At 71.4% G+C, this 25,949-nt stretch carries 28 protein-coding genes; 21 read left to right on the forward strand and 7 right to left on the reverse strand.

Annotated features, from left to right (window positions below):
* Positions 1-325 precede the first annotated feature (325 nt).
* The 6 genes from ACHFFZ_RS15250 (at position 326) to recN (ending at position 6,825) form a co-directional block, all read left to right on the forward strand.
* Positions 326-2,146, forward strand: a complete 1,821-nt coding sequence (locus tag ACHFFZ_RS15250) for a hypothetical protein (RefSeq protein WP_394277450.1) — start codon at positions 326-328, stop codon at positions 2,144-2,146.
* Positions 2,146-3,138 carry an HAD-IIA family hydrolase gene (locus ACHFFZ_RS15255; protein WP_394277451.1) on the forward strand — a complete coding sequence of 331 codons (993 nt, stop codon included), beginning with the start codon at positions 2,146-2,148 and terminating at the stop codon, positions 3,136-3,138. The genes ACHFFZ_RS15250 and ACHFFZ_RS15255 overlap by 1 nt, the downstream gene beginning before the upstream one ends.
* Positions 3,135-3,383 (forward strand): hypothetical protein, encoded by a 249-nt coding sequence (locus ACHFFZ_RS15260; RefSeq protein ID WP_394277452.1) that lies wholly within the window; start codon positions 3,135-3,137, stop codon positions 3,381-3,383. The genes ACHFFZ_RS15255 and ACHFFZ_RS15260 overlap by 4 nt, the downstream gene beginning before the upstream one ends.
* Positions 3,376-4,128 (forward strand): TlyA family RNA methyltransferase, encoded by a 753-nt coding sequence (locus ACHFFZ_RS15265; protein WP_394277453.1) that lies wholly within the window; start codon positions 3,376-3,378, stop codon positions 4,126-4,128. Before ACHFFZ_RS15260 ends, ACHFFZ_RS15265 begins: the two co-directional genes overlap by 8 nt.
* A gap of 73 nt (positions 4,129-4,201) precedes the next feature.
* Complete coding sequence (locus tag ACHFFZ_RS15270; protein WP_394277454.1) at positions 4,202-5,122, forward strand: NAD kinase; 921 nt, start codon at positions 4,202-4,204, stop codon at positions 5,120-5,122.
* Positions 5,122-6,825 carry a DNA repair protein RecN gene (gene recN / locus ACHFFZ_RS15275; protein ID WP_394277455.1) on the forward strand — a complete coding sequence of 568 codons (1,704 nt, stop codon included), beginning with the start codon at positions 5,122-5,124 and terminating at the stop codon, positions 6,823-6,825. The genes ACHFFZ_RS15270 and recN overlap by 1 nt, the downstream gene beginning before the upstream one ends.
* Here recN and ACHFFZ_RS15280 read toward each other — a convergent pair.
* From ACHFFZ_RS15280 to ACHFFZ_RS15305, 6 genes are read right to left on the reverse strand one after another with little or no spacing between them, the layout of a single operon-like run.
* Positions 6,816-7,613, reverse strand: a complete 798-nt coding sequence (locus ACHFFZ_RS15280; protein ID WP_394277456.1) for an ABC transporter ATP-binding protein — start codon at positions 7,611-7,613, stop codon at positions 6,816-6,818. The two genes, recN and ACHFFZ_RS15280, sit on opposite strands and share 10 nt — an antisense overlap.
* A complete protein-coding gene (locus ACHFFZ_RS15285; RefSeq protein ID WP_394277457.1) occupies positions 7,610-8,581 on the reverse strand; it encodes an iron chelate uptake ABC transporter family permease subunit in 972 nt (323 codons plus the stop codon). Before ACHFFZ_RS15285 ends, ACHFFZ_RS15280 begins: the two co-directional genes overlap by 4 nt.
* A gap of 22 nt (positions 8,582-8,603) precedes the next feature.
* The gene (locus ACHFFZ_RS15290) at positions 8,604-9,596 is read right to left on the reverse strand and encodes a FecCD family ABC transporter permease (RefSeq protein ID WP_394277458.1); all 993 of its coding nucleotides are present in this window, start codon (positions 9,594-9,596) and stop codon (positions 8,604-8,606) included.
* A complete protein-coding gene (locus ACHFFZ_RS15295; protein WP_394277459.1) occupies positions 9,593-10,648 on the reverse strand; it encodes an iron-siderophore ABC transporter substrate-binding protein in 1,056 nt (351 codons plus the stop codon). Before ACHFFZ_RS15295 ends, ACHFFZ_RS15290 begins: the two co-directional genes overlap by 4 nt.
* 50 nt (positions 10,649-10,698) lie before the next feature.
* Positions 10,699-11,580, reverse strand: a complete 882-nt coding sequence (locus tag ACHFFZ_RS15300; RefSeq protein ID WP_394277460.1) for a siderophore-interacting protein — start codon at positions 11,578-11,580, stop codon at positions 10,699-10,701.
* A 35-nt stretch (positions 11,581-11,615) separates the two neighbouring features.
* Entirely contained in the window at positions 11,616-12,689 is a 1,074-nt protein-coding gene (locus ACHFFZ_RS15305) for an ATP-dependent DNA ligase (RefSeq protein ID WP_394277461.1), read from the reverse strand.
* Between the two features lie 43 nt (positions 12,690-12,732).
* Between ACHFFZ_RS15305 and ACHFFZ_RS15310 the strand changes: the two genes are divergently transcribed.
* From ACHFFZ_RS15310 to ACHFFZ_RS15360, 11 genes are all read left to right on the forward strand, one after another.
* Positions 12,733-13,407 carry an NUDIX domain-containing protein gene (locus tag ACHFFZ_RS15310; RefSeq protein ID WP_394277462.1) on the forward strand — a complete coding sequence of 225 codons (675 nt, stop codon included), beginning with the start codon at positions 12,733-12,735 and terminating at the stop codon, positions 13,405-13,407.
* Positions 13,400-14,380 (forward strand): site-specific tyrosine recombinase XerD, encoded by a 981-nt coding sequence (locus tag ACHFFZ_RS15315; protein WP_394277463.1) that lies wholly within the window; start codon positions 13,400-13,402, stop codon positions 14,378-14,380. Before ACHFFZ_RS15310 ends, ACHFFZ_RS15315 begins: the two co-directional genes overlap by 8 nt.
* A 504-nt stretch (positions 14,381-14,884) precedes the next feature.
* Entirely contained in the window at positions 14,885-15,094 is a 210-nt protein-coding gene (locus ACHFFZ_RS15320; RefSeq protein WP_394277464.1) for a hypothetical protein, read from the forward strand.
* A 45-nt stretch (positions 15,095-15,139) separates the two neighbouring features.
* The gene (locus tag ACHFFZ_RS15325; RefSeq protein WP_394277465.1) at positions 15,140-15,820 is read left to right on the forward strand and encodes a hypothetical protein; all 681 of its coding nucleotides are present in this window, start codon (positions 15,140-15,142) and stop codon (positions 15,818-15,820) included.
* A 147-nt stretch (positions 15,821-15,967) separates the two neighbouring features.
* Positions 15,968-16,858 (forward strand): ParA family protein, encoded by an 891-nt coding sequence (locus ACHFFZ_RS15330; RefSeq protein WP_394277493.1) that lies wholly within the window; start codon positions 15,968-15,970, stop codon positions 16,856-16,858.
* Positions 16,843-17,349 carry a hypothetical protein gene (locus tag ACHFFZ_RS15335; protein ID WP_394277466.1) on the forward strand — a complete coding sequence of 169 codons (507 nt, stop codon included), beginning with the start codon at positions 16,843-16,845 and terminating at the stop codon, positions 17,347-17,349. The genes ACHFFZ_RS15330 and ACHFFZ_RS15335 overlap by 16 nt, the downstream gene beginning before the upstream one ends.
* A 13-nt stretch (positions 17,350-17,362) precedes the next feature.
* Positions 17,363-18,208 (forward strand): segregation and condensation protein A, encoded by an 846-nt coding sequence (locus ACHFFZ_RS15340; RefSeq protein ID WP_394277467.1) that lies wholly within the window; start codon positions 17,363-17,365, stop codon positions 18,206-18,208.
* On the forward strand, positions 18,201-18,911 hold the full coding sequence (locus tag ACHFFZ_RS15345; protein WP_394277468.1) for an SMC-Scp complex subunit ScpB: 711 nt from the start codon (positions 18,201-18,203) through the stop codon (positions 18,909-18,911). Before ACHFFZ_RS15340 ends, ACHFFZ_RS15345 begins: the two co-directional genes overlap by 8 nt.
* Positions 18,889-19,731 carry a pseudouridine synthase gene (locus tag ACHFFZ_RS15350; protein ID WP_394277469.1) on the forward strand — a complete coding sequence of 281 codons (843 nt, stop codon included), beginning with the start codon at positions 18,889-18,891 and terminating at the stop codon, positions 19,729-19,731. Before ACHFFZ_RS15345 ends, ACHFFZ_RS15350 begins: the two co-directional genes overlap by 23 nt.
* Complete coding sequence (locus tag ACHFFZ_RS15355; protein WP_394277470.1) at positions 19,731-21,179, forward strand: proteasome accessory factor PafA2 family protein; 1,449 nt, start codon at positions 19,731-19,733, stop codon at positions 21,177-21,179. The genes ACHFFZ_RS15350 and ACHFFZ_RS15355 overlap by 1 nt, the downstream gene beginning before the upstream one ends.
* 10 nt (positions 21,180-21,189) lie before the next feature.
* On the forward strand, positions 21,190-22,284 hold the full coding sequence (locus tag ACHFFZ_RS15360) for an FKBP-type peptidyl-prolyl cis-trans isomerase (protein WP_394277471.1): 1,095 nt from the start codon (positions 21,190-21,192) through the stop codon (positions 22,282-22,284).
* 86 nt (positions 22,285-22,370) lie between these two features.
* Here ACHFFZ_RS15360 and gluQRS read toward each other — a convergent pair whose 3' ends face one another.
* Positions 22,371-23,318 (reverse strand): tRNA glutamyl-Q(34) synthetase GluQRS, encoded by a 948-nt coding sequence (gene gluQRS / locus ACHFFZ_RS15365; RefSeq protein WP_394277472.1) that lies wholly within the window; start codon positions 23,316-23,318, stop codon positions 22,371-22,373.
* 112 nt (positions 23,319-23,430) lie between these two features.
* Between gluQRS and ACHFFZ_RS15370 the strand changes: the two genes are divergently transcribed.
* The 4 genes from ACHFFZ_RS15370 to tatA are packed head-to-tail and all read left to right on the forward strand — an operon-like array spanning position 23,431 to position 25,948.
* Positions 23,431-24,435: a helix-turn-helix transcriptional regulator gene (locus tag ACHFFZ_RS15370; protein WP_394277473.1), complete on the forward strand. Its 1,005-nt coding sequence runs from the start codon at positions 23,431-23,433 to the stop codon at positions 24,433-24,435.
* Positions 24,432-25,469, forward strand: coding sequence for a helix-turn-helix transcriptional regulator (locus ACHFFZ_RS15375; RefSeq protein ID WP_394277474.1), 1,038 nt, complete (start codon positions 24,432-24,434; stop codon positions 25,467-25,469). The genes ACHFFZ_RS15370 and ACHFFZ_RS15375 overlap by 4 nt, the downstream gene beginning before the upstream one ends.
* A complete protein-coding gene (locus ACHFFZ_RS15380; protein ID WP_394277475.1) occupies positions 25,466-25,675 on the forward strand; it encodes a hypothetical protein in 210 nt (69 codons plus the stop codon). Before ACHFFZ_RS15375 ends, ACHFFZ_RS15380 begins: the two co-directional genes overlap by 4 nt.
* 45 nt (positions 25,676-25,720) lie before the next feature.
* On the forward strand, positions 25,721-25,948 hold the full coding sequence (gene tatA / locus ACHFFZ_RS15385) for a twin-arginine translocase TatA/TatE family subunit (RefSeq protein ID WP_394277476.1): 228 nt from the start codon (positions 25,721-25,723) through the stop codon (positions 25,946-25,948).
* The last annotated feature ends 1 nt before the right edge of the window (position 25,949 follow it).

Here is a 25,949-nt window from a genome sequence, read left to right on the forward strand (position 1 = left end):
AACCCGGAAGTTAAGCCTTTTAGAGCCGATGGTACTGCAGGAGGGATCCTGTGGGAGACTAGGACGCCGCCGGACTTATACATACCCCCTGTCGGGACTCTTCATGGGTTCCTGGCAGGGGGTATTTTCATGCCCGAAAACAATTGCACACAGAGACCTCTTGATGCGATGGGAAAGAGCTTCCGCGTCTCGCCCAGGGCACAGCCGTCGTGGTTCTGCTCAGGCGGACGAGATCCTCACAGTCCATCGCTCGACGTGGCGGTAAGGCCCGGTGCGGCACATCGGCCACACACCACAGCACGCCAACTTGCGGCAGGATGAGAACATGTCTGACTACCCGAACAACGGTTCCTTCGACGATCGAGATCGTCGCGACAGTCGCGGTGGACGCGCGTCCGACGGACGCTCGCGCACTGATCGCGACCAGTCGTCGCGTCCCCCGCACGGACAGGACCGTCCGCGTGACGACCAGCGGCGGGGATATCGAGGCGGGGATGGCCGTGAGGAGCGATCCGTCGGCCGTCCGGCACATGACGGTGAGCGCCATCGCGACTCGGATCGACGCGGTTATTCGCAGGGCCGTCGTTCCAGCGACGCCGGCGGTTCAGGACAGCGGGGCTATGGTCAGCGCCAGGACTCGCCCAATGACCGCTCCGACCGCTCCGACCGCTCCGACCGCTCCGGAGGCTACGAGCGTGGACAGCGCCGTGACGACGACAGGCGAGACGGTCGCGGTGATCCTCGCGATGACCGCGGCAGCCGGGCGGGACAGGGTGACCGCCGTCCCTGGGGACGTGATGACCAGCGTGGCCGTAGCGCCGATGGGGCCCGTGGCTACCGTCGCGAGGACGAGCGCCCCGGGGGGCGTGGCGGACATGACCGAGGACGCGGGGACGGCGAGCGCCGGCCCTTCGCCTCCGGAGAGGGTCGAGGCTACCGGGGGGAGGACGCCCGTGGTGGTTACCGTGGTGGTGGCGAGCGTGGAGGTTACCGTGGCTCGCGCGACGGTGACGGCTACCGCGGCTCGGGTGACCGCCGCGGATACCAGGGTGGTGATGAGCGTCGCGGATCGCGCGATGGAGAGCGCCGGGGCTACCAGGGCGGCGAGGCCCGTGATGGTCACCGTGATGGCGTCGAGCGCGGAGGTCACCGTGGCGGCGATGACCGCCGTCAGGACTCGCGCGGCCCGCGCCGCGATGACTTTGGCCGGGGGCCGCGCCAGGACCGTTTCGGCCGCGAGGAACGCGAAGACTTCGTGCGTCCCGGGTTGGCAGCGCGCGAGGACGAGCCCGAGACGCCCACCGACATCGATGAGAAGGACCTGCCCTTTCCGGTCCGGGCCGAGCTTCGAGGACTCCCCAAGGACCTGGGGCAGATCGTCGCCGCACACCTGGTCGCAGCCGGCGCACTGATCGACGAGGACCCGGCGATGGCCTACCGCCATGCCGAGGCCGCCCGTCGTCGTGCCGCCCGCCTGCCCGTGGTTCGTGAGGCCACCGCCGAGACCGCCTATGCGGCAGGGGAGTATGCCGTCGCGCTCAACGAATACCGCGCCATGCGTCGCATGACCGGAGGTGCGGAGTACCTTCCGGTGCTGGCCGACTGCGAGCGCGCCCTGGGCCGTCCGCAGAATGCCCTGAAGCTGGCGCGCGAGGCCGAGCGGGAACAGCTGGATGCAACCCAACGCGTCGAGATGCTGCTCGTCGAGGCCGGGGCTCGCGCCGACATGGGCCAGCAGGCCGAGGCCATCCGGCTGCTGAAGCGGGGTATCTCCGACATTCCCGGCAACAAGCTCGGTCAGGCCCGGATGCGTTATGCCTTCGCCGACCTGCTCGAGGACGCCGGAGACACCGAGGAGGCACGCAAGTGGTTCGTCTCGGCGCTCAAGCACGACACCGATCAGACCCTTGATGCGCAGGACAGGATCAACGCGCTCGACGGTTTCGTCCTCGAGGTCGACGAGTCCGAGGACGATGAGGCGAGCGAGCCCGCCGCCGAGGATCTCGTGGACCGCGACGACAAGAGCGGTGGGGATTCGACCGACGGCGAGCCGGCCCGGGCTGACCAGAGCGACAAGACTGACTGGCCCGATGAGGCCGGGGACACTGCCGATGCAGCGGCGATGCAGGATTCGGAGGACAAGTGATGAATGACCCCCGTCTGGTGGATGCCTATGAGGCCGCGCTGTTCGACCTGGACGGCGTCGTCTACCTGGGGCCGGCCCCCGTCGAGGGAGCCCCCGAGGGGATCGCGGCCCTGCGCGAGCTCGGCGTGCAGGTCGGCTTCGTCACGAACAATGCCGCCCGCCCGCCGCAGGTGGTCGTCGACCAGCTCACCGGCCTGGGTGTGGAGGCGCACCTGTCGGACGTGGTCACCAGCGCGCAGGCCGGGGCTCGACAGCTGGCCGAGGCGCTCGAGCCCGGCAGCCGTGTGCTCGTCGTCGGCACCCAGGCACTGGCCGACGAGGTGGAGGCCGCGGGCATGGTCCCCGTCTGGTCGCGCGAGGACAGGCCATCGGCAGTCATCCAGGGCTACGACCCGCAGCTGACCTGGCCCCGGATCGACGACGCCTGCCATGCCATCCAGGCCGGCGCGCGCTGGTTCGCCACCAACACCGACTCGACCCGTCCCACCGACGTCGGGCTCGTGCCCGGCGCCGGCGCGCAGATCGCCGCCGTCCGGGTGGCCGTCACGCAGGAGCCGACAGTGGCAGGGAAGCCGTGCACCCCGCTGATGGAGGAGACCATGCGCCGCATGGGCACCCGGCAGGCCATCTTCGTCGGTGACCGTCTCGACACCGACGTGCAGGGTGCCGTGGCCGTCGGCATGGACTCCCTCTTCGTCTTCACCGGTGCCCACGGCAAGCAGGACCTGCTGCAGGCACCCGAGGACCAGCGGCCCACCACGATCGGACACGACCTGCGTTCCCTGCTGGAGCCGGCCCGACGCGCCACCCTGGAGGGCGAGGAAGCACGCTGCCGGGATCAGCAGGCCCTCATCGTCGACGGGCGCATCCACCTCGACCAGGTGCCGACGGGACGCGAGGAGCAGCTGGACGCCCTGTGGGCCGTCCTGCAGCTGGCCTGGGACACCGGGGCCGATGCGGGCGTGCTGGACCGGCTGGACCAGGTGCAGTGAGCACCCCCGAAGCCCAGTCCGAGGACTCCTGGACCGACCAGACCGGTGCCGTGCCGACACCGCCGCGGACCGGCAACGGCACCGTCGACCAGGTCCTGCGCGAACTGCAGGACCTGGACCGGCGGCCGTTGGCCGAGCACCACGCTGCCCTTGCGGCCGCCCAGGAGGCACTCGGACGGGCCCTCGAGGAGAGCCGACAGTCGCCCACGCACACGATCGCGCAACAGATGAGGTCCCATGGCTGACCACGACCGGACACGGACCAACCGCCTCGACCTCGAACTGGTGGATCGTGGACTGGCCCGGAGCCGCAGCCTGGCCCGCAAGCTGGTCGAGCAGGGCATCGTCCAGGTCGACGGACGCGCCGCCACCAAGGCCTCCCAGTCCGTTCCCAAGGACTGCGAGATCACGCTGGACGAGCACACCGCCTGGGTCTCTCGCGCCGCGCACAAACTGCTCGGGGCCCTCGACGAGCTGGGCTGGGACCGGGTCCCCGAGCGGACCCTGGACGCGGGCGCCTCGACCGGCGGCTTCACCGAGGTGCTGCTGAGCAGGGGAGCGGTGGAGGTGCATGCGGTCGACGTCGGCCACGGGCAGATGGCCCAGAGCCTGCTCGACGATCCGCGCGTCGTGGCGCACGAGGGCCTCAACCTGCGACACCTGGCCCTGGCCGATGTCGGGGGTCGTCCGGTCGACCTGGCCGTGTGCGACGTGAGCTTCATCAGCCTGACCCTGCTGCTGGAACCGATCTTCTCGGTCATCGCCCCGGGCGGCAAGGCGCTGCTCATGGTCAAGCCCCAGTTCGAGGTGGGACGACGACGGCTCAGCTCCGCCGGGGTCGTACGCGACGAACAGACTCGCCTGGAGGCGGTCGAAGCCGTCTGCGCGGCAGCACGGGAACTCGGCTGGACCGACCGCTGGCGCTCGCCCAGCACCCTGCCCGGCCCGGCCGGAAACATCGAGTACTTCGTGCTCTTCGAACGCGTCTGAGCCCGGGGGAGCACCAGCCGGCGAGCAGGCTCGGGCCCACTTCCAGTCAGTGCTCCCGGCTAGGGTGGAGAACGTGAGCGATGACCTTGACACCCCCGCGCCGCGGGCAGTGGCCGTCCTGCTGCACCCCAGCAGGCCCGAGGCCCTTGACAGTGCCGTCGACTTCATCGAGCAGATCGCAGTCCGTGGGATCGCCACCCGTGTGCTGGCGGAGGCCTACGAGGCCGTGCGCGCCCTGGTGCGTCCCGAGGTGGAGGTGCAGCTCCTCGACACCCGCGAGCCCCAGGTGGAGATGGTGCTGGTCTTCGGCGGAGACGGTTCGATCCTGCGCGGCGCCGAACTGGCGGTGCCCTGGCAGGTGCCCCTGCTGGGGGTGAACCTGGGTCATGTCGGATTCCTGGCAGAGTTCGAGGCGTCCGAGGTGGGTCACCTCGCCGACCACGTCGAGGCCCGCAGCTTCAAGGTGGAGCGCCGGTTGACGCTCTCGGTGGACGTCTACGAGCCCACCGGGGACCTGCAGTGGACCTCCTTCGCCGTCAACGAGGTGTCGGTGGAGAAGATCGCCCGTGAGCGCATGCTCGAAGTGCTGGCCCTGGTCGACGGCCGCCCGCTGTCCCGCTGGGGCTGCGACGGCATCCTGGTCAGCACCCCCTCCGGTTCCACCGCCTACGCCTTCTCCGCCGGCGGGCCCGTGATGTGGCCCGACGTGGAGGCCATGGAGCTGGTGCCGCTGTCGGCCCACGCCCTGTTCACCGGGCCGGTCGTGCTCAGCCCTCGCTCCACCATTGACCTGATGGTCGGCAGCGAACGCAATGTCCCGGCCGTGGTGTGGGCCGACGGGGCCCGCACCGTCGATGCGGCCCCCGGCAGCAGGATCGTGCTGCGCCGCGGCGACAAGGACCTGCTGATCGCCCGTCTGGCCCCACAACCCTTCACCACACGCCTGGTGAAGAAGTTCGGCCTCCCCGTCGAGGGATTCCGAGGACGCCACTGATGCTCACCGAACTGCACATCGAAGGCCTGGGCGTCATCGAGTCCAGCACCATCGAATTCCACCCCGGCATGACCGCCGTCACCGGCGAGACCGGCGCCGGCAAGACGATGGTGGTCAGCTCACTGGGGCTGCTGATGGGCAGCCGCGCCGACGCAGGCGTCGTGCGCCACGGCTCGCGCCGCGCCCTGGTTGAGGGACGCTTCACCGGCGTTGAGCACATCGCCGAGGCCGTCGACGAAGCCGGCGGCGTGATCGAGGACGACGAACTCCTGCTGGCCCGCCACGTGAGTGCCGCGGGCCGTTCCCGTGCCTTCGTCGGCGGCAGCCAGAGCGGGGTGGGGCGGCTGGCCGACCTGGCCGGTGAGGTGGCCACCATCCACGGCCAGTCAGAACAGATTCGTCTGGGCAGCCCGGAGCGCCAACGCGAGGTGCTCGACCGCTTCTGCGGACCCGAACACGCACAGGCACTGTCCCGTTACCGCGCCGACCACGAGCGGCGGGCGGCACTGGGCCATGAGCTGGACGAACTCGTCACCAGGGCCCAGGAGCGGGCCCGGGAGCAGGACCTGCTGCGCTTCGGCCTGGACGAAATTGCCGCCGTCGACCCGCAGCCGGGGGAGGAGACCGAGCTGGCCGCGCAGGCCCAGCGACTGCAGGCCACCGACGACCTGCAGCGCCTCGCCGAGTCCGCCTCGGGCGCCTTGAGCGGCTCCACGGAGGGGTTCACCGACCAGCCAGGCGTCGTCGGGCTCTTTGGCGAGGCACGCAAGGCGATGGAACAGGTCGAGGCACTCGACCCCGCCGCGGCCCAGATCGCGCAGCAGATGCGCGAGACCGGCTTCCTGGTCAATGACCTGGCTGCGCAGGTGGCCAGCTACCTGGCCGACCTTGAGGCCGACCCGCGCCAGCTGGAGGCCATCGCCGAGCGCCGCGCCGCCCTGGCCGGGCTCACCCGCAAGTACGGCACCACCATCGAGGAGGTCCTGGAGTGGTCGCGCACGGCCGCGGCCAGGATGGGCGAGCTCGAGGGCTCCGACGACCGGATCGCCGAGATCCGCCAGGAAGTCACCGCACTCGACGAGTCGCTGGCCCGTCAGGCCGCATCGATCACCAGCACCCGCAGCGATGCGGCACAGCGCCTTGCCGAGCAGGTGCAGGGCGAACTGGCAGCACTCGCCATGCCCCACGCCCGGCTCGCTTTCGAGCTCAAGCCCCTCGACGCGCTCGGCCCGCACGGCGCCGAGTCCATCCAGCTGGTCTTCGCCGCCAACCCGGGCCTGCCCGCCGCCCCCCTGGGCAAGGTGGCCTCCGGCGGCGAGCTGTCCCGGGTGCGGCTGGCGCTCGAGGTGGTGCTCGCCGATGCCGACGCCGGAGAGGACCGTGGGGTGCACACCTGCGTCTTCGACGAGGTCGATGCCGGTGTCGGCGGGGCGGTGGCCGTCGAGATCGGACGGCGGCTGGCGATGCTGGCCAAGCACTGCCAGGTGGTGGTCGTGACACACCTGGCCCAGGTGGCGGCCTTCGCCGATGCCCACCTGGTCGTCGACAAGTCCACCAATGGTGAGGTGACCGTCAGCAACCTGCGTCGCGTCACCGGGGAAGAGCGGCTACAGGAGCTGGCCCGGATGATGGGCGGCATCGAGTCCAGTGACTCGTCGATGGCCCACGCCAGGGAACTGCTGGAGGCCGCCGGTCAGGCCTGACGCTCGGCTCGCGACAGGGGAGCGACCACCGGGCCCCTCGGGTCGTCCAGGTCGACCCGGCAACGGATGCCGTAGACCTCGGCGACATCCCGCTCGGTGACGACCTCGCGGGGGCGCCCGTCGGCGACCAGCCGTCCGCGCTCCATCAGCAGGACGTGGTCGGCATAGGCGACGGCCTGGGGCAGGTCGTGCAGGACGACGACGACGGTGCGTCCCTCGTCCACCAGGTCGGCACAGACGTCGAGCAGGTGGTACTGGGCAGCCAGGTCCAGGTAGGTGGTGGGCTCGTCCAGCAGCACGACGGGCGTGTCCTGTGCCAGCACCATCGCCAGCCAGACGCGCTGGCGCTGCCCGCCGGACAGCTCCGAGACCCGGCGCTGCAAGAGGGGCCCGACCTGGGCGCGTTCCACGGCCCGCTCGATGGCCTCGGCATCACCGGGGGCACTGTTGCGCAACAAGGAGTGGTACGGGTGTCGTCCTCGCGCCACCAGCTCGGCAACCACGAGCCCCGGCGGGGCGACGGTCTGCTGCGGCAGCAGGCTGACGGTGCGCGCCAGCTCGCGACGCCCCCAGTCGCCGACGGCGCGTCCGTCGACGTCGACGCGCCCCTCGTCGAGCGGCCGCAGGTGGCACAGCGAACGCAACAGGGTGGACTTGCCACAGCCATTGGGGCCGATCACCGCGGTGAAGGAGCCGGCGGGAATGGTGGCGGACAGGGCGTCAACGGCGGTGAAGTCCCCGAAGCGGACCGTCGCCCCGGAGATGGTGATGGTGGGCGCGAGGGTCACAGCGTCCCCTTCCGGAACTGGGAGATGAGCAGGATGCCGAGGAAGACGCCGCCTACCAGGGCGGTGACCACCCCGACCGGCAGCGCCGTCAGCGGCTGCCAGCGGGCGACGGCCAGGTCCGCGGCGCACACCTCGAGGGCACCGACCAGGGCGGCGGTCCCCATGGCGGGGCGGCCGGTGAGCCAGCGGGCCAGGTGGGGCGCGGTCAGGGCGACGAAGGTGATCGGCCCGGCGACGGCCACGGCGGCGGCCGTCAGGACGATACCGAGGGCCAACGCCGTGCTGCGCACGGCTGCGGGCCGCGAGCCCAGCCCATGGGCCGCATCGTCGCCCAGCGCAACCAGGTCGAGGTCGGTGCGCAGGGCCAGCGCGGCCAGCGTGCCCGGCACCAGCACTGCCCAGGCCAGGGCGGCATCGGACCAGGCCCGGGAGTTCAGCGACCCGGTGAGGGCCGAGGCCAGGGCCAGGGCCTCGGCCTGCCGCGACCAGACCAGCACCAGCTGCGTGGTGGCGGTGGACCCGGCCGCCACCCCGATCCCGGCGACGATCACCGCCCCCGGGTTGCGGAAGCCCGTCGTCGTCCCCCAGGCCACCAGCAGGCCCCCGAGCAGCGCCCCGCCCAGGGCGCCGACCATGACGGGGAAGTTCAGGTGGGTGGCCAGTGCCGTTCCGGCACCAGCCGCGGCGGTGATGCCGACCACATCGGGTGTGACCAGCGGATTCGCGGTGGAGCGTTGGAAGAGCGCCCCGGCCAGGCCGAGGGCCGCGCCCACAGCCAGCCCGGTCGCCAACCGCGGACCGCGCAGCCGACGCAGGGCAAAGCCGCCCTCGCCCCTGAGGAGGTCCAGCAGGGCCTGTGGCTGGCGGGGCGGGGAGATGCCCAACCGGCCCCAGGCCAGCGTCGCGCTGCACGTCAGCAGGACCGCGGCCAGCAGGGCGACGACGGCGACCGAGCGACGGCCGGTCACAGCGCACCCTCGTGCTGCGCGGTCACAGCGCACCCCTGGTGCGACGCACCACGGCGAGCAGCAGCGGCGCCCCCATCAAGCCGGTCACCACGCCGACCGGGACCTCCGAGGGGCGGATCACCAACCGGCCGGCGACATCGGCCAGCAGCAGGACGCAGGGCCCGAGCACCAAGCAGCAGGCCAGCAGCGCCCGGGCGCCGCCACCGACCAGGCCGCGGGCGAGGTGCGGCACGGCCAGACCGACGAAGGCGATCGGGCCCGTCACCGCCGTCGCCGCCGAGGTGAGCAGTGCCACGGCCAGGAAGGTCAGGCCCCGCACCAGGCCGGGGCGCTGCCCCAGTGCGGTTGCTGCGTCATCACCCAGGGCCAGCGCGTCCAGTCCGCGGCTGGTGCCGGCCAGCAGCAGGGCACCGGCTGCGGCGGTGACCAGCACCGGCGCGGTGAGGGCGGCGCCGGCCGACAGCGAGCCGGCCGACCAGAATCGCAGCGCGTCGAAGGCCCCTTGGTCGCGCAGCGCCAGCGACTGGGACAGCGCCATCGCGACGGTGGTGACCACGGCGCCGGCCAGCAGCAGGCGCGTGGCATCGGGGCCACGCCCCAGGCTGCCGAGCCCGAGCACGGCGACGGTGGCCAGCAGGGCACCGGTGAAGGCGCCGCCCACCAGCCCCAGCGGCGCGAGCGTTGCCGAGGTTGCCACCAGCACGATCCCGGCCGCGGCGCCGCTGGTCAGGCCGAGCACTCCCGGGTCACCCAGCGGGTTTCGGGTGGCCACCTGGATGGCGGCGCCGGAGACCGCCAGCGCCGCCCCGGCCAGCAGCCCGCACAGGGTGCGGGGGATCCTGGTGGCCAGGACGGCGCGCGTGTGCTCGTCGCCCAGGCCCTGGGCCGCCTGCCAGAGGGCCGCGGGGCCGATGGCGCGGCTTCCCAGGGCCAGGCTGAACAGCACCGACAGCGCCAGGGCAGTGAGTGCCAGGACGGTGGCGGTGCGCGGGACGCCCAGGTGGCGTCGGGTCACTTGCCGAGCTTCTTCACGGCGGCGTCGATCAGTGGGGTGATCCTGGGCAGCGCCCACGGCACCGTGAGCGGGTTGATCATGCTCATCGCGGTGACCAGCTGCGGGTCCTGCGAGGTGACGACGGTGTCGCGCTTGATGGCCGGGATCGAGGCATAGAGCGGCTGCGAGAGCACCTGCTTCTTGGTGGCCGCGTCCATGTACCAGGTGAAGACGAGCTCGGAGCCGTCGAGCTTGTCGGCATTCTCCAGACCGATCAGCGCCCAGTCGGAGCCGTCCTTGGCCTTGATCGATGCGGTGGCCGGGTCGGGGGTGAGGCCGAGCGAGCTGATCATGGCGACCCGCTGCTCGGTGGGCAGGTAGATGCCCAGCGTGCCCTGGCCCTGGGTGTAGATGTAGCTGAAGGTGGTGCCCTTCCAGTCCGGGTGTTCGGCGGCGGCATCGGCGAGGGTCTTGTCCAGCTCGGCGATGACCCGCTGCCCGTCGGCGGGGCGGCCCAAGGCCGTGGCGACGGTGCTGATCTCCTGCTGCCAGGTTGTCGTCCACGGGGTCTTCTCGTAGGCGACAACGGGGCACATCTCGCTGAGCAGGTCGTACTGCTTCTGTGTCAGGCCGCTCCACGGGGCGAGCACCAGGTCGGGCTCCAGCGTGGCGATGGTCTCGACATCGAGCTGCTCCCCACCGGCGAAGGTGCGGGGCAGTGCCTTGCCGGCCTTCTCGAAGGCCTCGCGCACCCAGGGGAGGTGGCCGTCCTTGTCGGCTCCCCACGCATAGGTCTCGGTGCCGACCGGGAAGACTCCCAGCGCGATGGCGGCCTCGGCGGCGCCCTGGCCGAGGGTGACGACCTTGGTGGGGGCCTTGTCGATGGTGGCGGTTCCCAGGGCGTGCTTGATGGTCACCGGGAATCTGCCCTCGCTCGAGCTGTTCTTGCCGGCGCCCGGGGCGGCCGGCGTCTCGGGGGCGGCGGACTGGTTGCCGGAGCAGCCGACGAGGGTGGCCAGCCCGGTGATGCCGGCAAGGCCGAGCAGATTGCGGCGGGTGAAGTGGGCGTCCATTGGTTCTCCTGGGTGATCGTGGTGCGGGAGGGGATCGGGGGTGGCTGCGGTCAGCACTCGGCGCGGCCGGCCCGCCAGTAGCCCATGAAGCTGATGCACTGGCGAGGGCAGCCGCGGGCCTGCACCAGGTGGCGCCTGATGCGGGTGATGGCGGTGCTCTCGCCTGCCAGCCAGGCATAGTGCCGGGTGTCGGCGTCGGTCTGGGCCTCCTGCCACAGCGGCGCATCCGGCACGGTCTGGTCCTCAACGGCCTGGCGGGAGGGCAGGGGGCAGTCCGGCGGCCAGGCCACGGCGGCGAGCTCTTGCTCCAGCAGGCTTCCCGGCGCGGCGCCGTCACAGGCGAGGACGCGCACGTCGATGCCGGGCGGCGCCTGGAGGGGGTAGTGGTCCTGACTGGTGGGCAGCTCGACCAGCGCCGTGCCGGTGGCATCGGCGGGGAGCGAGGCCAGGATGTTCGCGATCGCCGGGGCGGCGGTGGCGTCGCCGGCGATCAGCACCTCCCGGGCAGCCCCGGGTCGCCAGGCGATGCCCAGCTCGTCACTGCCGTCGACATCTGCGACGGGCAGGACGAGCAGCAGGCGCTCACCGGGCCGGACCTGCTCGATCCACCGGCCTGCAGGGCCGGCGGTGCCGTGGCGGATGACGTCGATGTCCACCTCGGCGCTGGCGGGGCGCACCTGCCGGGCGGTGTAGGTGCGCAGCGCTGGGCGGGGGTCGAGCCGCTGCCAGGACTGGTACCAGTCGCCGCCGCGGGGCATGTCCTCGAACAGGTCACCCTGGTGGCGTGGCAGGACGAGCTTGATCCTGCGGTCCAGACAGCGCGGGTGCACGCGGCCCAGCGCGGGGCCGTGGAAGGTCACGCGACGGATGCTGGGGGTGAGGTCTGCCACGGCGGCCACCGTGGCGTCGAGGCACTCGTAGGGCGTGGGCACGCCCAGAACTCTAGCAATGGATAGGTAAGGCTTACCTAATTTCCGGTGTGGTGTGGGGCCAGGACCTCGGCCAGGTCGTAGGCGATCGGCCGCTCCACCTGCTCCAGCAGGCAGCTCGACGGCTCCCGATCGGGGCGCCAGCGCAGGAAGATGACTGCGTGCCGGAACCGCCGCCCCTCCAGCTGGTCGAAGGCGACCTCGACCACCAGCCGCGGGTCCAGAGGTACGAAGGCCGCATCGGCGGCACTGGTGAAGCGGGAGCGCTCCCGACTGGCCTGCTGCACCGCGCCATGGGGATCACGCAGCACCAGTGGGGCCAGCTCCTCGACGAGTTCGCGGCGGCGGGCCGCGGTGAAGGCTGCGATGCCACCCACCGGCACCAGCTCGCCGTGCTCGTCGACCATGCCCAGCAGCAGGGAGCCGACGCCCTCACCGGACTTGTGCAGCCGGTAGCCCATCACCACGGCCTCGGCGGTGCGCTTGTGCTTGACCTTGAGCATCGTGCGCTTGCCCTGCTCGTAGGGTCCGTCATTGCGCTTGGCGACCACGCCATCCAGGCCGGCGCCCTCGAAGCGCTCGAACCAGTCCCGGGCCTCCTGCTCGTCGGCGGTGGTCCTGGTGAGGTGGATGCCAGGGGCGTCGAACCCACCGAAGAGCTCCTCCAGTCGAGCACGACGCTGGGCAAAGTCCAGGCCGGTGAGGTCCTGTTCGCCCAGGGCCAGCAGGTCGAAGCAGACCAGCTCGGCCGGGCTCTCGCGGGCCAGGCGCTCGATGCGTGAGGCGGCCGGGTGGATCCGGGCGCTGATGGACTCCCAGTCGAGCTTCTGCGCACCCGGTCCGCCGGCGCGGACCACCAGTTCGCCGTCGATGATGCAGCGTTGCGGTAGGTGCGCGCGCACCTGTGCGACCACCTCGGGGAAGTAGCGGTTCAGCGACTTCTTGGAGCGGCTGAGCAGCTCCACCTCCTCGCCGTCGCGGCAGACGATGCAGCGGAAGCCGTCCCACTTGGGTTCATAGCTCCAGCCGCCCTCGACGCTGCCGGCGGCGGGGATCTCGGCCACGGCCTTGGCGAGCATCGGGGCGATGGGGAGGTCGAGGGGGAGCTGCATGTCCCCAGTGTGGCAGCGATACCGGACGCAATAGGTTGGAACCATGAGCGACATGCCGCTGGACCGTGCCGAAGCCTGGACCATCGACGAGCACCGCGTGCTCGGCACCGGCCGGGTGTGCAGTTTCGTCGAGGACGACATCAGGCCGCCCTCGGGAGAGGTCTTCACCCGCCAGTACCTCACCCACCCCGGTGCGGTCGCCGTGATCGCCCTCGACGAGCAGGACCGCGTTGCCGTCGTCCACCAGTACCGGCACCCGGTGGCGATGAAGCTCGTCGAGCCGCCGGCCGGACTGCTGGACGCCGAGGGGGAGTCCTTCCTGGCGGCGGCACAGCGCGAACTGGCCGAGGAGGCGCTGCTGAAGGCCGAGGACTGGCGGGTGCTGGTCGACATCTTCACCACTCCCGGCGGCTGCGAGGAGTCCATCCGGATCTATCTCGCCCGTGGACTGTCCGCGACTGCGCGCCCCGAGGGCTTCGTGGTCGAGGACGAGGAGGCCCACATGGACATCAGCTGGGTGCCCCTCGACGAGCTGGCCACGCAGATCCTGGCCGGCACCATCCAGTCCCCGTCCATGGTGAGCGGGACCATGGCCCTGCAGGCTGCGCGACTGGCCGGACGCCTCGACGAACTGCGACCGGCCGACGCCCCCTGGCCCGCCCGGGACCTGTGGGCCGCCCGCGTGGCCGAACGACGGGCGATGGAGTCGGATGACTGAGCCCAGCGCCAGCTGGGGGACGCTGTCGGGGGTGGCAACCGCATGGCTGGACCATCTGGCGGTCGAGCGGGGACTGTCAGCCAACACACTGTCCGCCTACCGCAGGGACCTGACGCGTTATGCCGGCTACCTGCGGCTGCGCGGCATCGAGGCCTTCGACGAGATCGCCACCAGTGACCTCGCCGCTTTCCAGCGCTGGTTGACGACCGGCGACGCCGATCACCCCGCCCTGTCCCCGGCCAGCGTCGCCCGCACCGTGGTCGCCGTGCGCAACCTGCACCGCTTCGCCCTGGCCGACGGCCTGACCGGCAATGACCCCGCCGCCGACCTGGAGGTGCCCAAGCTCGGCACACGCCTGCCCAAGGCCCTGTCGATCGACCAGGTGCAGGCGCTGCTGGAGACGCCCGATGTCGAGAGCGTCGAGGGCTTGCGGGACCGGGCCCTGCTGGAACTGCTCTACGGCACCGGCGCACGCATCAGCGAGCTGTGCGACCTGGACGTCGACGATCTGGCCCGCGTGCTGGAGGACCCCGGAGCTGGCCTGCGCCTGACCGGCAAGGGGGACAAGCAGCGCGTCGTGCCGCTGGGCAGCTATGCCCGGGAGGCTGTCGAGGCCTGGCTGGTGCGCGGCCGGCCGCAGTGGCAGCAGAAGGCCAGGGCTCCCGGCCCGGCGCTGCTGTTGAACTCGCTGGGACGCCGGTTGAGCCGGCAGAGCGCGCACGCAATCTTGCAGAAGGCGGCCCGCGCGGCCGGCATCTCGGCCAGCGTGAGCCCGCACAGCCTGCGACACTCCTTCGCCACGCACCTGCTCGATGGCGGCGCCGACGTGCGGGTGGTGCAGGAGCTGCTGGGTCACTCCTCGGTGACCACAACCCAGATCTACACGATGGTCAGCGTGGAGCACCTGCGCGAGGTCTACCTGGGCGCGCACCCCCGGGCTCGCCACCGGGCGACACAGCCGCCGCACAGCTGAGAGCGTCCCACCAGGTGGAAACGCCAAGTGGCCCCAGAGCCCCCAGAATTCGTGACGCCATCGAGTTGACAATCGAGCGGCGGACTCCGCGAGGGTGCTGCCTCCGTCCGCGCGGCATCCACTGGCGGAACAGGAAAGCCTTGTCAGGAAGGGTCGGTTCGTGCTGGACCGCGCGGCGGGAGCGAGGTGGGCCGTGGGCGGGCGGCTGCCTCGGTCCGGTTCGGCCGGAAGCTGCAGATGGGGCGATTGCCTGAGAAAGGGCTCAACTTCTGGGTGGTGTCCGGCGCGTCTGGCGCAGACGACCCACCCCCACTGCAAGAACCCCAGGAGAAGACGTGATGCGAGCACTCGGGGGCAGCCTGCCGGCTGCTTCGCTCACCCTCATGGTCCTGCCCGCGATGCCGGCCGCTGCCGCAGGACACCACCACGACCGCCGACCACGGTCTGGGCCTGGACACCAGCGCCATCCCGGCGGCCGCGACCGAACCGCAGCGTCACGGCACGATGGGCGGCGCCGCCATCCAGGCGGCCCCCGCCCCGACTGCCGCCCCGACCAAGAGCCCGACCGCGACACCCACGGCCGAGCCCACTTCCACGCCGGCGGTGCAGCCCACCGCCGAGCCGACCACCACGCCCACCGACGAGCCCACCTGGGAGCCGGCTCCCACCCCCAACCCCGAGGATGGCTCGTGGGACTGGTTCACCTGGTGGTGACCCCTCGGTCCGGCAGGACCTGGGCCTGAGCACCGGGTGGGTCCCATGGCTCCACCCGGTGCTTGCCCGCACACACGCATCCATTCGACCTCTGGAGAAGCCCCCATTCAGCGCAGCACCGCACCCCGTCGGGCCCTGGCCCCGCTCGCCCTGGCGACGCTCATTGCTCTGGCTGGGTGCTCGGGTTCCCAGCAGGCAGGCCCCACCCCGGCCTCGCCGGCCACCGGGCAGGCCTCGACCCCCACGGGGCAGGGCTCTGGACCGGCCGACCACCCGTCGGTCCAGGTCACCGCCGACACCTCCGTCCCGAGCGAGGCCCCGCCCGTCGGAGACGACGTTGCCTGCTCCAACCGGATGCGCTGCTACCTCAAGAACCCCAAGAAGCTCAGCGACGAGCAGTGGCGCACCCAGGTGCTGCCTGCCGTGCCCGGGGCCGACAAGGCGCCGAGCGCCCCGATGCGGCCGTGGGCCTATGGCGTCTTCGGGCTGGGGGAGGGTCGCACCGAGGCCCGGGACCAGCCCTCGCGCGAGGGGGCCGTGGTCGACGACGGCTACGGGATCCTCAACCACCGCGTGGTCTTCGCCTTCTGCCGCACCGCTGGCAGCGACCCCAGGCAGTCCTGGTACCTGGTGGAGCCGATGACCCCCGATGCCCCGCCCCAGGTGTGGGTCGAGGGAACACACCTGGAGCCCTACGGCCACAACGGGGCGATTCCGACCTGCTGAGCGCGCGCGGGGAGCCCGCACGTCGTATGGGTACTAGGCTGGTCATTCGACGCATCCGGGCGCAGCAGGACGCGTCCACCTGATCACCAGAAGGAAAGGCACATCGTGGAGCCCACCGAGAATCCTGACGACCAGAACCAGTCCACGGTGAGCGTCGATCGCAGCCGACGCAATGACGTGCAGACCGAGGCCGGTGCGGAGGATCCCACGGGCCGCACCTTCCCGCACCTGCCCGAGCCCACGCCGCCGGGCGAGGGCCCCAAGCGCGCCACCATCATCAGCATGTGCAACCAGAAGGGTGGCGTGGGCAAGACCACCACCACCATCAACCTGGGCGCGGCACTGGTGGAGACCGGCCGTCGCGTGCTGCTGGTGGACTTCGACCCGCAAGGCTCGCTCTCGGTCGGCCTGGGCGTCAACCCGCACTCCATCGAGGTGAGCATCTACAACCTGCTGCTCAGCCGCGAGTACGAGGTGGAGGAGGTCATCGAGCCCACCTCCACCGAGGGCCTCGACATGATCCCCTCCAACATCGACCTGTCCGGCGCCGAGGTGCAGCTGGTCAACGAGGTGGCCCGCGAGCAGACCCTGCTGCGGGTGCTGGAGAAGGTCCGTGACCGGTACGACGTCATCCTGATCGACTGCGCGCCCTCGCTCGGCCTGCTGACGATCAATGCCCTGACCGCCTCCGACTACGTGATCATGCCGCTGGAGTGCGAGTTCTTCGCGCTGCGTGGCATCGCGCTGCTCACCGATACCATCGGCAAGGTGCAGGACCGTATCAACCCGAGCCTGCAGGTGATGGGCATCCTGGGCACCATGTACGACGGACGCACCCTGCACAGTCGCGAGGTGCTGGAGCGCGTGGTCGACGCCTTCGGCGAGCAGGTCTTCCACACCGTCATCAAGCGCACCATCAAGTTCCCCGAGACGACCGTCGCCGGTGAGCCCATCACGAGCTACGCCAGCTCCTCGCCCGGTGCCGCCGCCTACCGCCAGCTCGCCAAGGAGGTGCTGGCCAGGTGTCACGCCGAGTGAGCCTGCCGGGCGCCTCGGAGCTCTTCCGACCGACCAGCTCGACGGCGGAGGAAGCCGAGCCGCAGCCCGACCTGGTCGAACAGGCGCCCCAGGCCAGCCCCGAGCCGCAGCCTGCTCCCGAGCGCAGCACGGCCCGCAAGAGCGCGCCCCGCAAGACCACGGCGCGCCGTACCGAGCCGGCGCAGCAGGCCCCCGCCCCGGCGAAGAAGGCCCCGGCACCGCGCAGCGCGGCGAAGTCCGCTGCCGCCACCGAGGCCGCCGACCGGCGCCGCGGTGCGAGCGGCCGGGTCCGTCACGACGAGAAGATCACCGTCTACGTCAGCAGCGAAGAACTGCTCGCGCTGGAGCAGGCCCGGCTGACGCTGCGTGCCGAGCACGGGCTGGCGGTCGACCGGGGACGGATCGTGCGGGAGTCGGTGGCGCTGGTGATGGCCGACCTGGCCGCGCGCGGCGCCGACTCCGACCTGGTGCGTCGCCTCGAGACCGAGTGAGCCCGGAGGGCCAGTGAGCGTGGACACCGCTCAGGTGACGGCCCCCGGCCAGGCCAGCGGGGGCTTCACCGTCGTCCTGGACAACTTCGAGGGACCCTTCGACCTGCTCCTGCAGCTGATCGGCCGCCACAAGCTGGACGTCACCGAGGTGGCCCTGTCCCGAGTGACCGACGAGTTCATCGCCCACGTCAAGGCTGGAGGCGAGGTCTGGGACTTGGAACAGACCAGCTCCTTCCTGCTGGTGGCCGCCACCCTGTTGGACCTCAAGGCCGCCCGGCTGCTGCCCCAGGGGGAGGTGGCCGACGAGGAGGACCTGGCGCTGCTCGAGGCCCGTGACCTGCTCTTCGCCCGCCTGCTGCAGTACCGCGCCTTCAAGCTGGTCAGCGCCTCCTTCGCCGAACGGATGGCCGACCAGGCCCGTCGCTTCGCGCGCCCGGGCGGGCTGGAGCCGCGCTTCGCCGGCCTGCTGCCCGAGGTGCACATCGTCGCCGATCCTGAGCAGCTGGCCAGGATCGCCGCCCGGGCCCTGACGCCCGAGCGGCCGCCGGAGGTGAGCCTGGAGCACCTGCACGGCTCCACCGTGAGCGTGCGCGAGCAGGCCCAGCTGGTGGCCGACCGGCTGCGTCGTCAGGGCACCCTCACCTTCAGGGCCCTGACCGGGGACGCCGACCGGATCACCACGGTGGCGCGCTTCCTGGCGCTGCTGGAGCTCTACCGCAACCGGGCCATCGCCTTCGAACAGCTGACGCCGCTGGGGGAGCTCACGATCCGCTGGACCGGCGAGGCCGAGGGGGACGTGCAGGTCAGCGAGGAGTTCGACGGCCGCCCGGCGGCCAGCCAGGAGGAGGACGATGACTGAGCACCACACTGGCCAGCAGGCCCAGCCGGACGAGCAGGTCGAAGGAGGCCTGGAGGCCCTGCTGCTGATGGCCGAGGAGGCGATGAGCAGCCAGGCACTGGCCGAGGCGGTCCAGCAACCGGTCGAGGTGGTGGAGCGGGCCCTGGCCAGCCTGGTGGACTTCTACGACCGCACCGGGCGCGGCTTCGAGCTGCGACGCATCGGCGGCGGCTGGCGCTACTGGACGCGCGCCGAGCACGCCGAGCTGATCAGCGCCTGGGTCGTCTCGGGCCAGCAGAACAAGCTCTCCCAGGCCGCCCTGGAGACCCTGAGCGTGGTCGCCTACCTGCAGCCCATCAGCCGGGCAAGGATCTCCGCGGTGCGCGGCGTGAACGTCGACGGCGTGGTGCGCACCCTGCTCAACCGGGGATTGCTGGCCGAGAACCCGCCCACCGAGGGCGGGGGTGCGATCACCTTCACCACCACCGAGTACTTCCTGGAGAGGATGGGCCTGGCGGGGCTCGGCGAGCTGCCCCCGCTGGCTCCCCACCTGCCCGATGCGTCCGCCCTGGAGGCGGAGCTGTCACAATTGGCACAGACGGCCGAGCAGGAGGGCCCCGGGCAGGACGCCCAGGGCAGCACCGGCGGGCCGCAACAGCGCGGCGAGCCCGTCGCGGAACCAACGATGGATGAAGAGAGCCATGACCCAGAACGACGACCGTGAGGTCGACGAAATCCTGACCGACTCGACCCCCGAGCCCAGCCCGGCCCCGCAGTCCGAGGCCAGCACGGACGAGCCCGAGGCCAGCGAGCCGATCCGACTGCAGAAGGTGCTGGCCCAGGCCGGCGTCGCCTCGCGCCGTGCCGCCGAGGAGATGATCGACCGCGGACGCGTCGAGGTCAACGGCGAGATCGTGCGCGAGCAGGGCATGCGCGTCGACCCGCACACCGACACCATCCGCGTCGACGGCGCCCGCATCCCACCGCCGCGACGACACGTCTACCTGGTGCTCAACAAGCCGCGCGGCGTGGTCTCCACCATGGAGGACCCGGAGGGCCGTCCCACCTTGGGCGACATCCAGTTCGACAAGAAGAGCTGGCAGCAGCTGAGGCTCTTCCACGTCGGCCGCCTCGACACCGACACCGAGGGCCTGATCTTCCTCACCAATGACGGCGACTTCGCCCACCGCCTGGCCCACCCGAAGTACGCGGTCCCGAAGACCTACCTCGCCGAGGTGGAGGGCTTCATGGACAACAAGACGATCCGTCGCCTGGAGAAGGGCCTGCGCCTGGATGACGGCCCGGTGCGCCCCGACAGGGTCAAGCTCGTGATGCGCTCGGAGACCAAGAGCCTGGTGGAGGTGAGCCTGCACGAGGGACGCAACCGCATCGTGCGACGGATGATGGACACCATCGCCCACCCCGTGCGCAAGCTCAGCCGTACCGCCATCGGGCCGGTGCGCCTGGGGCAGCTCGGCATCGGCGAGGCCCGCGAACTGACCCGCGAGGAACTGGGCGCCCTGCTCGATCTGGTCAAGATGTGATGCGGCGCGTACGCGGCCTGGAGACCGAGTACGGGCTCCAGGTGCGCGTGCGCCCGCTGGAGGCCGCCAGTCCCCGGGACCCGTCCCCGGCGGGCTGGCGGCGGCTTTCTGCCGAGGAGGGCGCCCAGGCCCTCTTCGAGCCGGTGGTGGGCAGCAATGCCTCCACCAATGTCTTCCTGCGCAATGGCGGGCGGCTCTATCTCGACGTCGGCGCCCACCCCGAGTATGCGACGGCCGAGTGCTCCACCCTGGCCGAGCTGCTGGCCCAGGACCGCGCCGGCGACCTTGTGCTCGACCGCTTGGCCGCCCGCTGCCGGGAGCGCTTCGCCGAGAAGGGCTTCGAGGCCCGGACCAGCCTGTTCAAGAACAATGTGGACTCCCATGGCAACTCCTACGGCAGCCACGAGAACTTCCAGGTGGCCCGCACCGGAGAGCTCGCCGCCCTGGTGGAGGCACTGACCCCCTTCCTGGTCACCCGGCAGCTGCTGTGCGGCGCCGGCCACTGGCAGCGTGACCGGCAGGGCAAGGCCCGCTTCCTGCTCTCCCAGCGCGCCGAGCACATGTGGGACCCGTTGGGATCTGCCACGACCCGATCGCGGCCCATGGTCAACACCCGCGACGAACCACACGCCGATGCCGAGCGTTTTCGTCGCCTGCACGTGATCGTCGGAGATTCGACGATGCTGGAGACCACCACCCTGCTGCGCCTGGGATCGACCGAACTGGTGCTGCGCGCCGTGGAGCAGGGGGAGCGTTTCGAGTCGCTGGCGGTGGACGAGGCGGGTCGTCGCATCCGGGAGGTCGCCGCGGACCCGCGCGGTCGCGCCGTGGTGACCCCTACCGGCATGGTGGCCCTGGACGTGCAGCGCGCCTGCTGGGAGCGCACCGCCGACCTGGCCGACGACGACGAGCTGCGCGCCGCCCACCGGCTGTGGGGGCGAGTGCTGGATGCCATCGCCGATGACGCCCTGCACCGGGTGGAGGCGGAGGTGGACTGGGTGGCCAAGTGGCGGCTGCTGACGGCCCAGGCACGTCGTCACCGGATGGCCGAGGACGACCCCCGGTTGGCACAACTGGACCTGGCCTGGCATGACATCGTGGCGGGCCAGGGCCTGGCGCGGCTGGCGGAACAGCGCGGCCAGCTGGCGCGGTGGGACGGCAGCGATGACGCACTGGCCGCCGTCGACAGCCCGCCGCAGAGCACCCGCGCCCGGCTGCGCGGCGCCTTCGTCACCGCCGCCCAGCAGCATCGGCGGGAGTATTCCGTCGACTGGGTGCGGCTGGACTGCCACGACCTGGCCGACGGGCGCGTCGACCTGGACGATCCGCTGTGCAGCCAGGACTCCAGGGTCGACGAGCTGGTGCGCCGGATGGCCAGCGAGCCGCGCCGCAAGGAGTCGGGTGGCTTCGCGTCGCGCCGCGCCTGGACGCCCAGCAGCCTCGGGTAGTCTCGAATCCGTGCGTGACTCCAACCAGACCCCTTCCCTGCCCGCTCTCGGCACCCGGGCCCTGCGCCGTGCCGGCACCACCGTCCTGGCCCTGGGCCTGAGCGCCACGCTGGCCGCCTGCGGTGGCAGCGACGAGGCGGCGAAGAGCCCGACCCCCGCCGCCTCCGGGACACCCGCCGCCAACGCGACTCCCGCGGCGAGCGCCACCCCGGCATCGAGCGCCCCGGCCACTCCGAAGGTGAAGCCGACCGTCATCAAGGACCTCTCGGCGCTGACCGTGACCCCGACCGGGCCCGGCAAGGCGCCCTCGGTCAAGGCGAAGTGGCCGCTGGCCGTCGAGAAGACCCAGGTGAAGGTGCTCAGCCAGGGCGACGGACCCACCGTCGCCAAGGGCGGCCAGGTGGAGGTGCACTACCAGGGTGTCAATGCCCGCACCGGCAAGGTCTTCGACGAGTCCTTCAGCCGCGGCCAGACCGCCACCTTCTCCACCGCGCAGGTGGTCACCGGCTTCAAGAAGGCCCTGGAGGGCCAGAAGGTCGGCAGCAGGGTCCTGGTGATGATGACCGGCGCCGACGGCTACGACTCGACCGGCGGCAACCCGCAGGCCGGTATCGAGAAGGGCGACAACCTGGTCTTCGTGATCGACGTCGTCTCCACCCCCTTCACCAAGGCCACCGGCACCGCCGTCGAGGCCAAGGCGGGCCTGCCGACGGTCAAGGAGGATGCGAAGGGCGTCCCCAGCGTCACCGTGCCCAAGACCGCGGCACCGGCCAAGCTCGAGGTGCAGCCGCTCATCAAGGGCCCCGGCGCCCAGGTGAAGGCCAACGATGCGGTCATGGTGACCTACCGCGCCTACCTGTGGGACGGCGGCACGCTGGTGGCCGACGGCTACAAGGAGGGTCCGCAGACCGGCAAGCTCACCGACCTGATCCCGGCCTGGAAGAAGGGCCTGGTGAACCAGACCGTCGGCAGCCGAGTGCTGATCGTCTCCCCTCCGGCCGACGCCTACGGCAACCAGAAGGTGGAGAACATCCCGGCGAAGTCGACGATGGTCTACGTCATCGACATCCTGCACGCGATGGATGCCTCGCAGGCCGTCCAGTGATCCTCGCCTGAGGTTCCCGACCGAAGGCACGAGCGCGGGCCGCAAACCCAGTGGGTTGCGGCCCGTCGCCTCGTCCGTGGGGTGGCTCAGTCGACCACCCAGGGCTGCCAGACCAGGGGATTGTCCAGCTGGCCCGGTTCGAGGGCGGCCAGCACTCCCGGTGCGTCGTCGGCCTCGGGCAGGCCCGCGGAACGGCACAGTCGTCGTACCACCTCGGTGGGTCCGATGCCCTGGGCCTGCAGGTCTGACAGGCAGACGGCCCCGTCGCGCTTGGCCAGGCGCTGGCCGTCGGCATTGAGCGCGAGCGAGACGTGCACGTAGTGCGGCACGGGCAAGCCGAGCTGCTGGGCCAGCCAGGCCTGGCGGGGAGCGGAGTCGAGCAGGTCGTCGCCACGGGTCACCTGGGTGATTCCCTGCAGTCCGTCGTCGACCACCACGGCCAGGTTGTAGGCGGGGGTGCCGTCGGCGCGAAAGAGCACGAAGTCGTCCACCGGGCCGGTGTGGCGCCCGGCATGGGCGTCGTCGACGGTGAAGGCGTCCACGCCGCTGCGGACCCTGATGGCCGGCGCGCGGGTCAGTCGCAGCTCGGCACGCTCGGCGCTGGACAGCTGGGCGCAGGTGCCGGGGTAGGGGCGCCAGCTCGCCGCGCCCGGCCCGCCATTGGGTGCCTGGGAGGCCTCGGCGATCTCGCGGCGCGTGCAGAAGCACTCATAGGTCTCCAGCAGCTCGGCGTACTCGCGGTAGATCTCCAGCCGCTCGGACTGGCGCAGCACCGGACCGTCGTGGTCGATGCCTATCCGGGCGAGGTCGTCGAGCTGCTCCCGGGCCACCTGGGGTGCGGCGGCGACCCGTTGCTGGTCCAGGTCCTCGATGCGCAGCAGGAAATTGCGTTCCTCCGAGCGTGCCCACAGCCAGGCCAGCAGGGCAGTGCGCAGGTTGCCCAGGTGCAGGGAGCTCGTGGGCGACGGCGCGAAGCGTCCGGCGCCATGGGTGGGCGGCGCTGTGACTGGGTCGGTACCTGCTGCTGGGGTCATGGACCCATCCTGCCCCCTCGCCACCATCCCCCTTTCCCCACCGGGCCCCGGCGGCGCTGGTAGCCTCGACCCTGCCCCCCGGCGCCCCCAGCACCCCCGGCAGAAGGTCACCATGGCACCCCGCAAGAGCGAACGGATCGTCAACCTGACGATCTGTCTGCTGTCCGCCCGGCGCTTCCTGCCGAAGAGCCAGATCCGCGAGATCGTCGAGGGCTATGCAGGCCTCTCGGACGCCGCCTTCGAGCGCACCTTCGAACGGGACAAGGACGAATTGCGCGCCCTGGGCGTCCCGGTGGAGACCGGCCACAACGAACTGCTCTTCGACGATGAGGCCGGCTACCGGATCCGTCGTGACGACTTCGAGTTCCCGCCGGTCGACTTCACCCCCGACGAGGCCACCGCCCTGGGCGCGGCTGCCCGCGTCTGGCAGCAGGCGAGCGTGGCCGAGCAGACCGTCAGTGCCCTGGCCAAGCTGCGCGCCGCCGGTGTGGAGCCCGACACCCACCGGCTGGCCGCCCTGGCGCCGGCCGTCACCGCCGACGAGCCCGCCTTCGAGGCGATCTGGCGGGCGACGCTGCAGCGCCGGCGGGTCAGCTTCCGCTACCGCGGCGGCGACCAGGACCGCGTGATCGAGCCGTGGAGCGTGACCTGGCGCAAGGGCCGCTGGTATGTGCTGGGGCGTGACCTGGGCCGGGGCGAGCCGCGGATGTTCAAGATGAGCCGGATCACCAGCGAGGCCGTGCTGGGTGACCAGGCCGGCGCCTATCAGGTGCCCGAGGTGGACCTGGCCGAGCTGGCCCGTCGCCTGGAACCGGCCGGGCCCGGACGCACCGCCCTGGTGGCCGTGCGCGACGGCCACGCCCCGCTGCTGACGCGTCGTTCCCGGCCAGCCTCCACCTCGCTGGCCCTGCCGCAGGGCTTCAGCGCCTGGCGGGTGCCCTATGCCACCGGGCCCGAGTTGGTTGCCGAGGTCTGCGCCGCCGGGGCCCACGCGCTGGTGCTGGAACCCATTGCCTTGCGCGCCCAGGTGGTCGAGCAGCTGCAGGCCGTCGTCGACGCCAACCAGCCCCTGGCCGACCACGAGTATTCAGTCGAGCACCCGGAGGTGGGGCAATGAGCACCTCGGCAGACCAGGTGGCCCGCCTGCTGGCGATGGTTCCCTACCTCCAGGCCCACCCCGGAATTCCCGTGGCCAACGTCGCGCAGGCCTTCGAGGTGAGCCCGGCCCAGGTGATGAAGGACCTCAAGGTCCTGTGGATGTGCGGGCTGCCCGGCGGCCTGCCCGGCGACCTGATCGAGATCGACATGGATGCCGCCGCGGAGCAGGGCACCATCCACCTGACCAATGCCGACTACCTGAGCCGGCCGCTGCGCTTCACCCTCGACGAGGCGATGAGCCTGGTGGTGGCGCTGCGGGCCGTCGCCGAGGTGGCCAGTGGCAGCACCGCCGCGGCCGTCACCAGCGCCCTGGCGAAGCTGGAGGCCCTCGTCCAGGGTGATGCCGCGGGCCGGGTCGCCATCCGCGTGGCCAGCGGCGACGAGCAGGTGCGCGAGAGCCTGGCCAGCGCCATCGAGGACGGCCGCCGGGTCCGGCTGGTCTACGACGGGCTGGCGCGCGGCCTCACCTCCACCCCCGAGGTGGACCCGGTGCGCATCGACCTGCGCGATGGTGCTGCCTACCTGCAGGCTTGGAGCCTGGAACGTGAGGCCTGGCGCACCTACAAGCTGGACCGGATCGTGCGCGTGGAGGAGGTGGGGCAGCAGGCCGTCGACCACGGTCCGGCGCCGGAGCCCACCCAGGGGTGGTTCGACCCGGGCCAGCCCGAGGTGACCCTGGAGCTGGCGCCTGCCGCGCAGTGGATCGTGGAGTACCACCCGACCAGCCAGGTGCACCCCGGTGGAAATCATGGTGAACAGCTGGTGGCCACGCTTCCCGTCTCGGACCCCGCCTGGCTGCGCGGCCTGCTGCTGCGCCTGGGGGGCGACGCCCGGGTGCTGGAGCCCGCCGGCGCCGGCCAGGACGCGGCCCGTGAGGCGCGCGAGGCGCTGGCCCTCAACGAGCAGATCTTCGGCGCCTCCGTGCACGCCTGGGAACACCGGCAGCACACGACGGGGGTCGGCCAGGACGCGGGATCGGGGCAGGGGCTGTGAAGTGGCTGCTGTTGTGGACCGCGATCGGCCTGCTGCAGGTGGCGGTGCTGGCCGGGTGCGGTTGGGTGCTGTGGCGCAAGGGTCGCGCCCTGTACCAGGAGCTGCGCACCCAGGGGCGCACGCTCGGTGAGATGACCACGCTGTTGGGGGAGCTAGAGTTGCCCGCGGAACGTGCCGCCGCATCGCAGCGGTCCGATCGCACCTGATGTGGACGCGGACCTCCCGCGTCCGAACCCGAGGAGAACGAGACCATGCCTAATCTGGGCCCCACCGAGCTGCTGATCATCCTCGCCATCGCCATCCTGCTCTTCGGCGGCACCCGCCTGGCCGGCGTCGGCAAGGCGTCCGGACGCGCGATCCGCGAGTTCAAGGAGGAGACCTCCACGCTCAAGAAGGAGCAGCCCAAGCAGGTCGAGACCACGCGCGTCGAGTCGGCCGATGGCCGCGTCGTCGAGACCGAGAAGAAGTTCGAAGCCTGAT

The sequence above is a fragment of the Luteococcus sp. genome (assembly GCF_043424415.1).
GTDB lineage: Bacteria > Actinomycetota > Actinomycetes > Propionibacteriales > Propionibacteriaceae > Luteococcus.

Coding starts and splice junctions, on each gene's coding strand:
- ACHFFZ_RS15250 (WP_394277450.1), top strand. CDS start 326: ATGTCTGACTACCCGAACAACGGTTCCTTCGACGATCGAGATCGTCGC.
- ACHFFZ_RS15255 (WP_394277451.1), top strand. CDS start 2,146: ATGAATGACCCCCGTCTGGTGGATGCCTATGAGGCCGCGCTGTTCGAC.
- ACHFFZ_RS15265 (WP_394277453.1), top strand. CDS start 3,376: ATGGCTGACCACGACCGGACACGGACCAACCGCCTCGACCTCGAACTG.
- recN (WP_394277455.1), top strand. CDS start 5,122: ATGCTCACCGAACTGCACATCGAAGGCCTGGGCGTCATCGAGTCCAGC.
- ACHFFZ_RS15295 (WP_394277459.1), bottom strand. CDS start 10,648: ATGGACGCCCACTTCACCCGCCGCAATCTGCTCGGCCTTGCCGGCATC.
- ACHFFZ_RS15305 (WP_394277461.1), bottom strand. CDS start 12,689: ATGCAGCTCCCCCTCGACCTCCCCATCGCCCCGATGCTCGCCAAGGCC.
- ACHFFZ_RS15310 (WP_394277462.1), top strand. CDS start 12,733: ATGAGCGACATGCCGCTGGACCGTGCCGAAGCCTGGACCATCGACGAG.
- ACHFFZ_RS15315 (WP_394277463.1), top strand. CDS start 13,400: ATGACTGAGCCCAGCGCCAGCTGGGGGACGCTGTCGGGGGTGGCAACC.
- ACHFFZ_RS15320 (WP_394277464.1), top strand. CDS start 14,885: ATGGGCGGCGCCGCCATCCAGGCGGCCCCCGCCCCGACTGCCGCCCCG.
- ACHFFZ_RS15325 (WP_394277465.1), top strand. CDS start 15,140: ATGGCTCCACCCGGTGCTTGCCCGCACACACGCATCCATTCGACCTCT.
- ACHFFZ_RS15345 (WP_394277468.1), top strand. CDS start 18,201: ATGACTGAGCACCACACTGGCCAGCAGGCCCAGCCGGACGAGCAGGTC.
- ACHFFZ_RS15350 (WP_394277469.1), top strand. CDS start 18,889: ATGACCCAGAACGACGACCGTGAGGTCGACGAAATCCTGACCGACTCG.
- ACHFFZ_RS15355 (WP_394277470.1), top strand. CDS start 19,731: ATGCGGCGCGTACGCGGCCTGGAGACCGAGTACGGGCTCCAGGTGCGC.
- gluQRS (WP_394277472.1), bottom strand. CDS start 23,318: ATGACCCCAGCAGCAGGTACCGACCCAGTCACAGCGCCGCCCACCCAT.
- ACHFFZ_RS15370 (WP_394277473.1), top strand. CDS start 23,431: ATGGCACCCCGCAAGAGCGAACGGATCGTCAACCTGACGATCTGTCTG.
- ACHFFZ_RS15375 (WP_394277474.1), top strand. CDS start 24,432: ATGAGCACCTCGGCAGACCAGGTGGCCCGCCTGCTGGCGATGGTTCCC.
- tatA (WP_394277476.1), top strand. CDS start 25,721: ATGCCTAATCTGGGCCCCACCGAGCTGCTGATCATCCTCGCCATCGCC.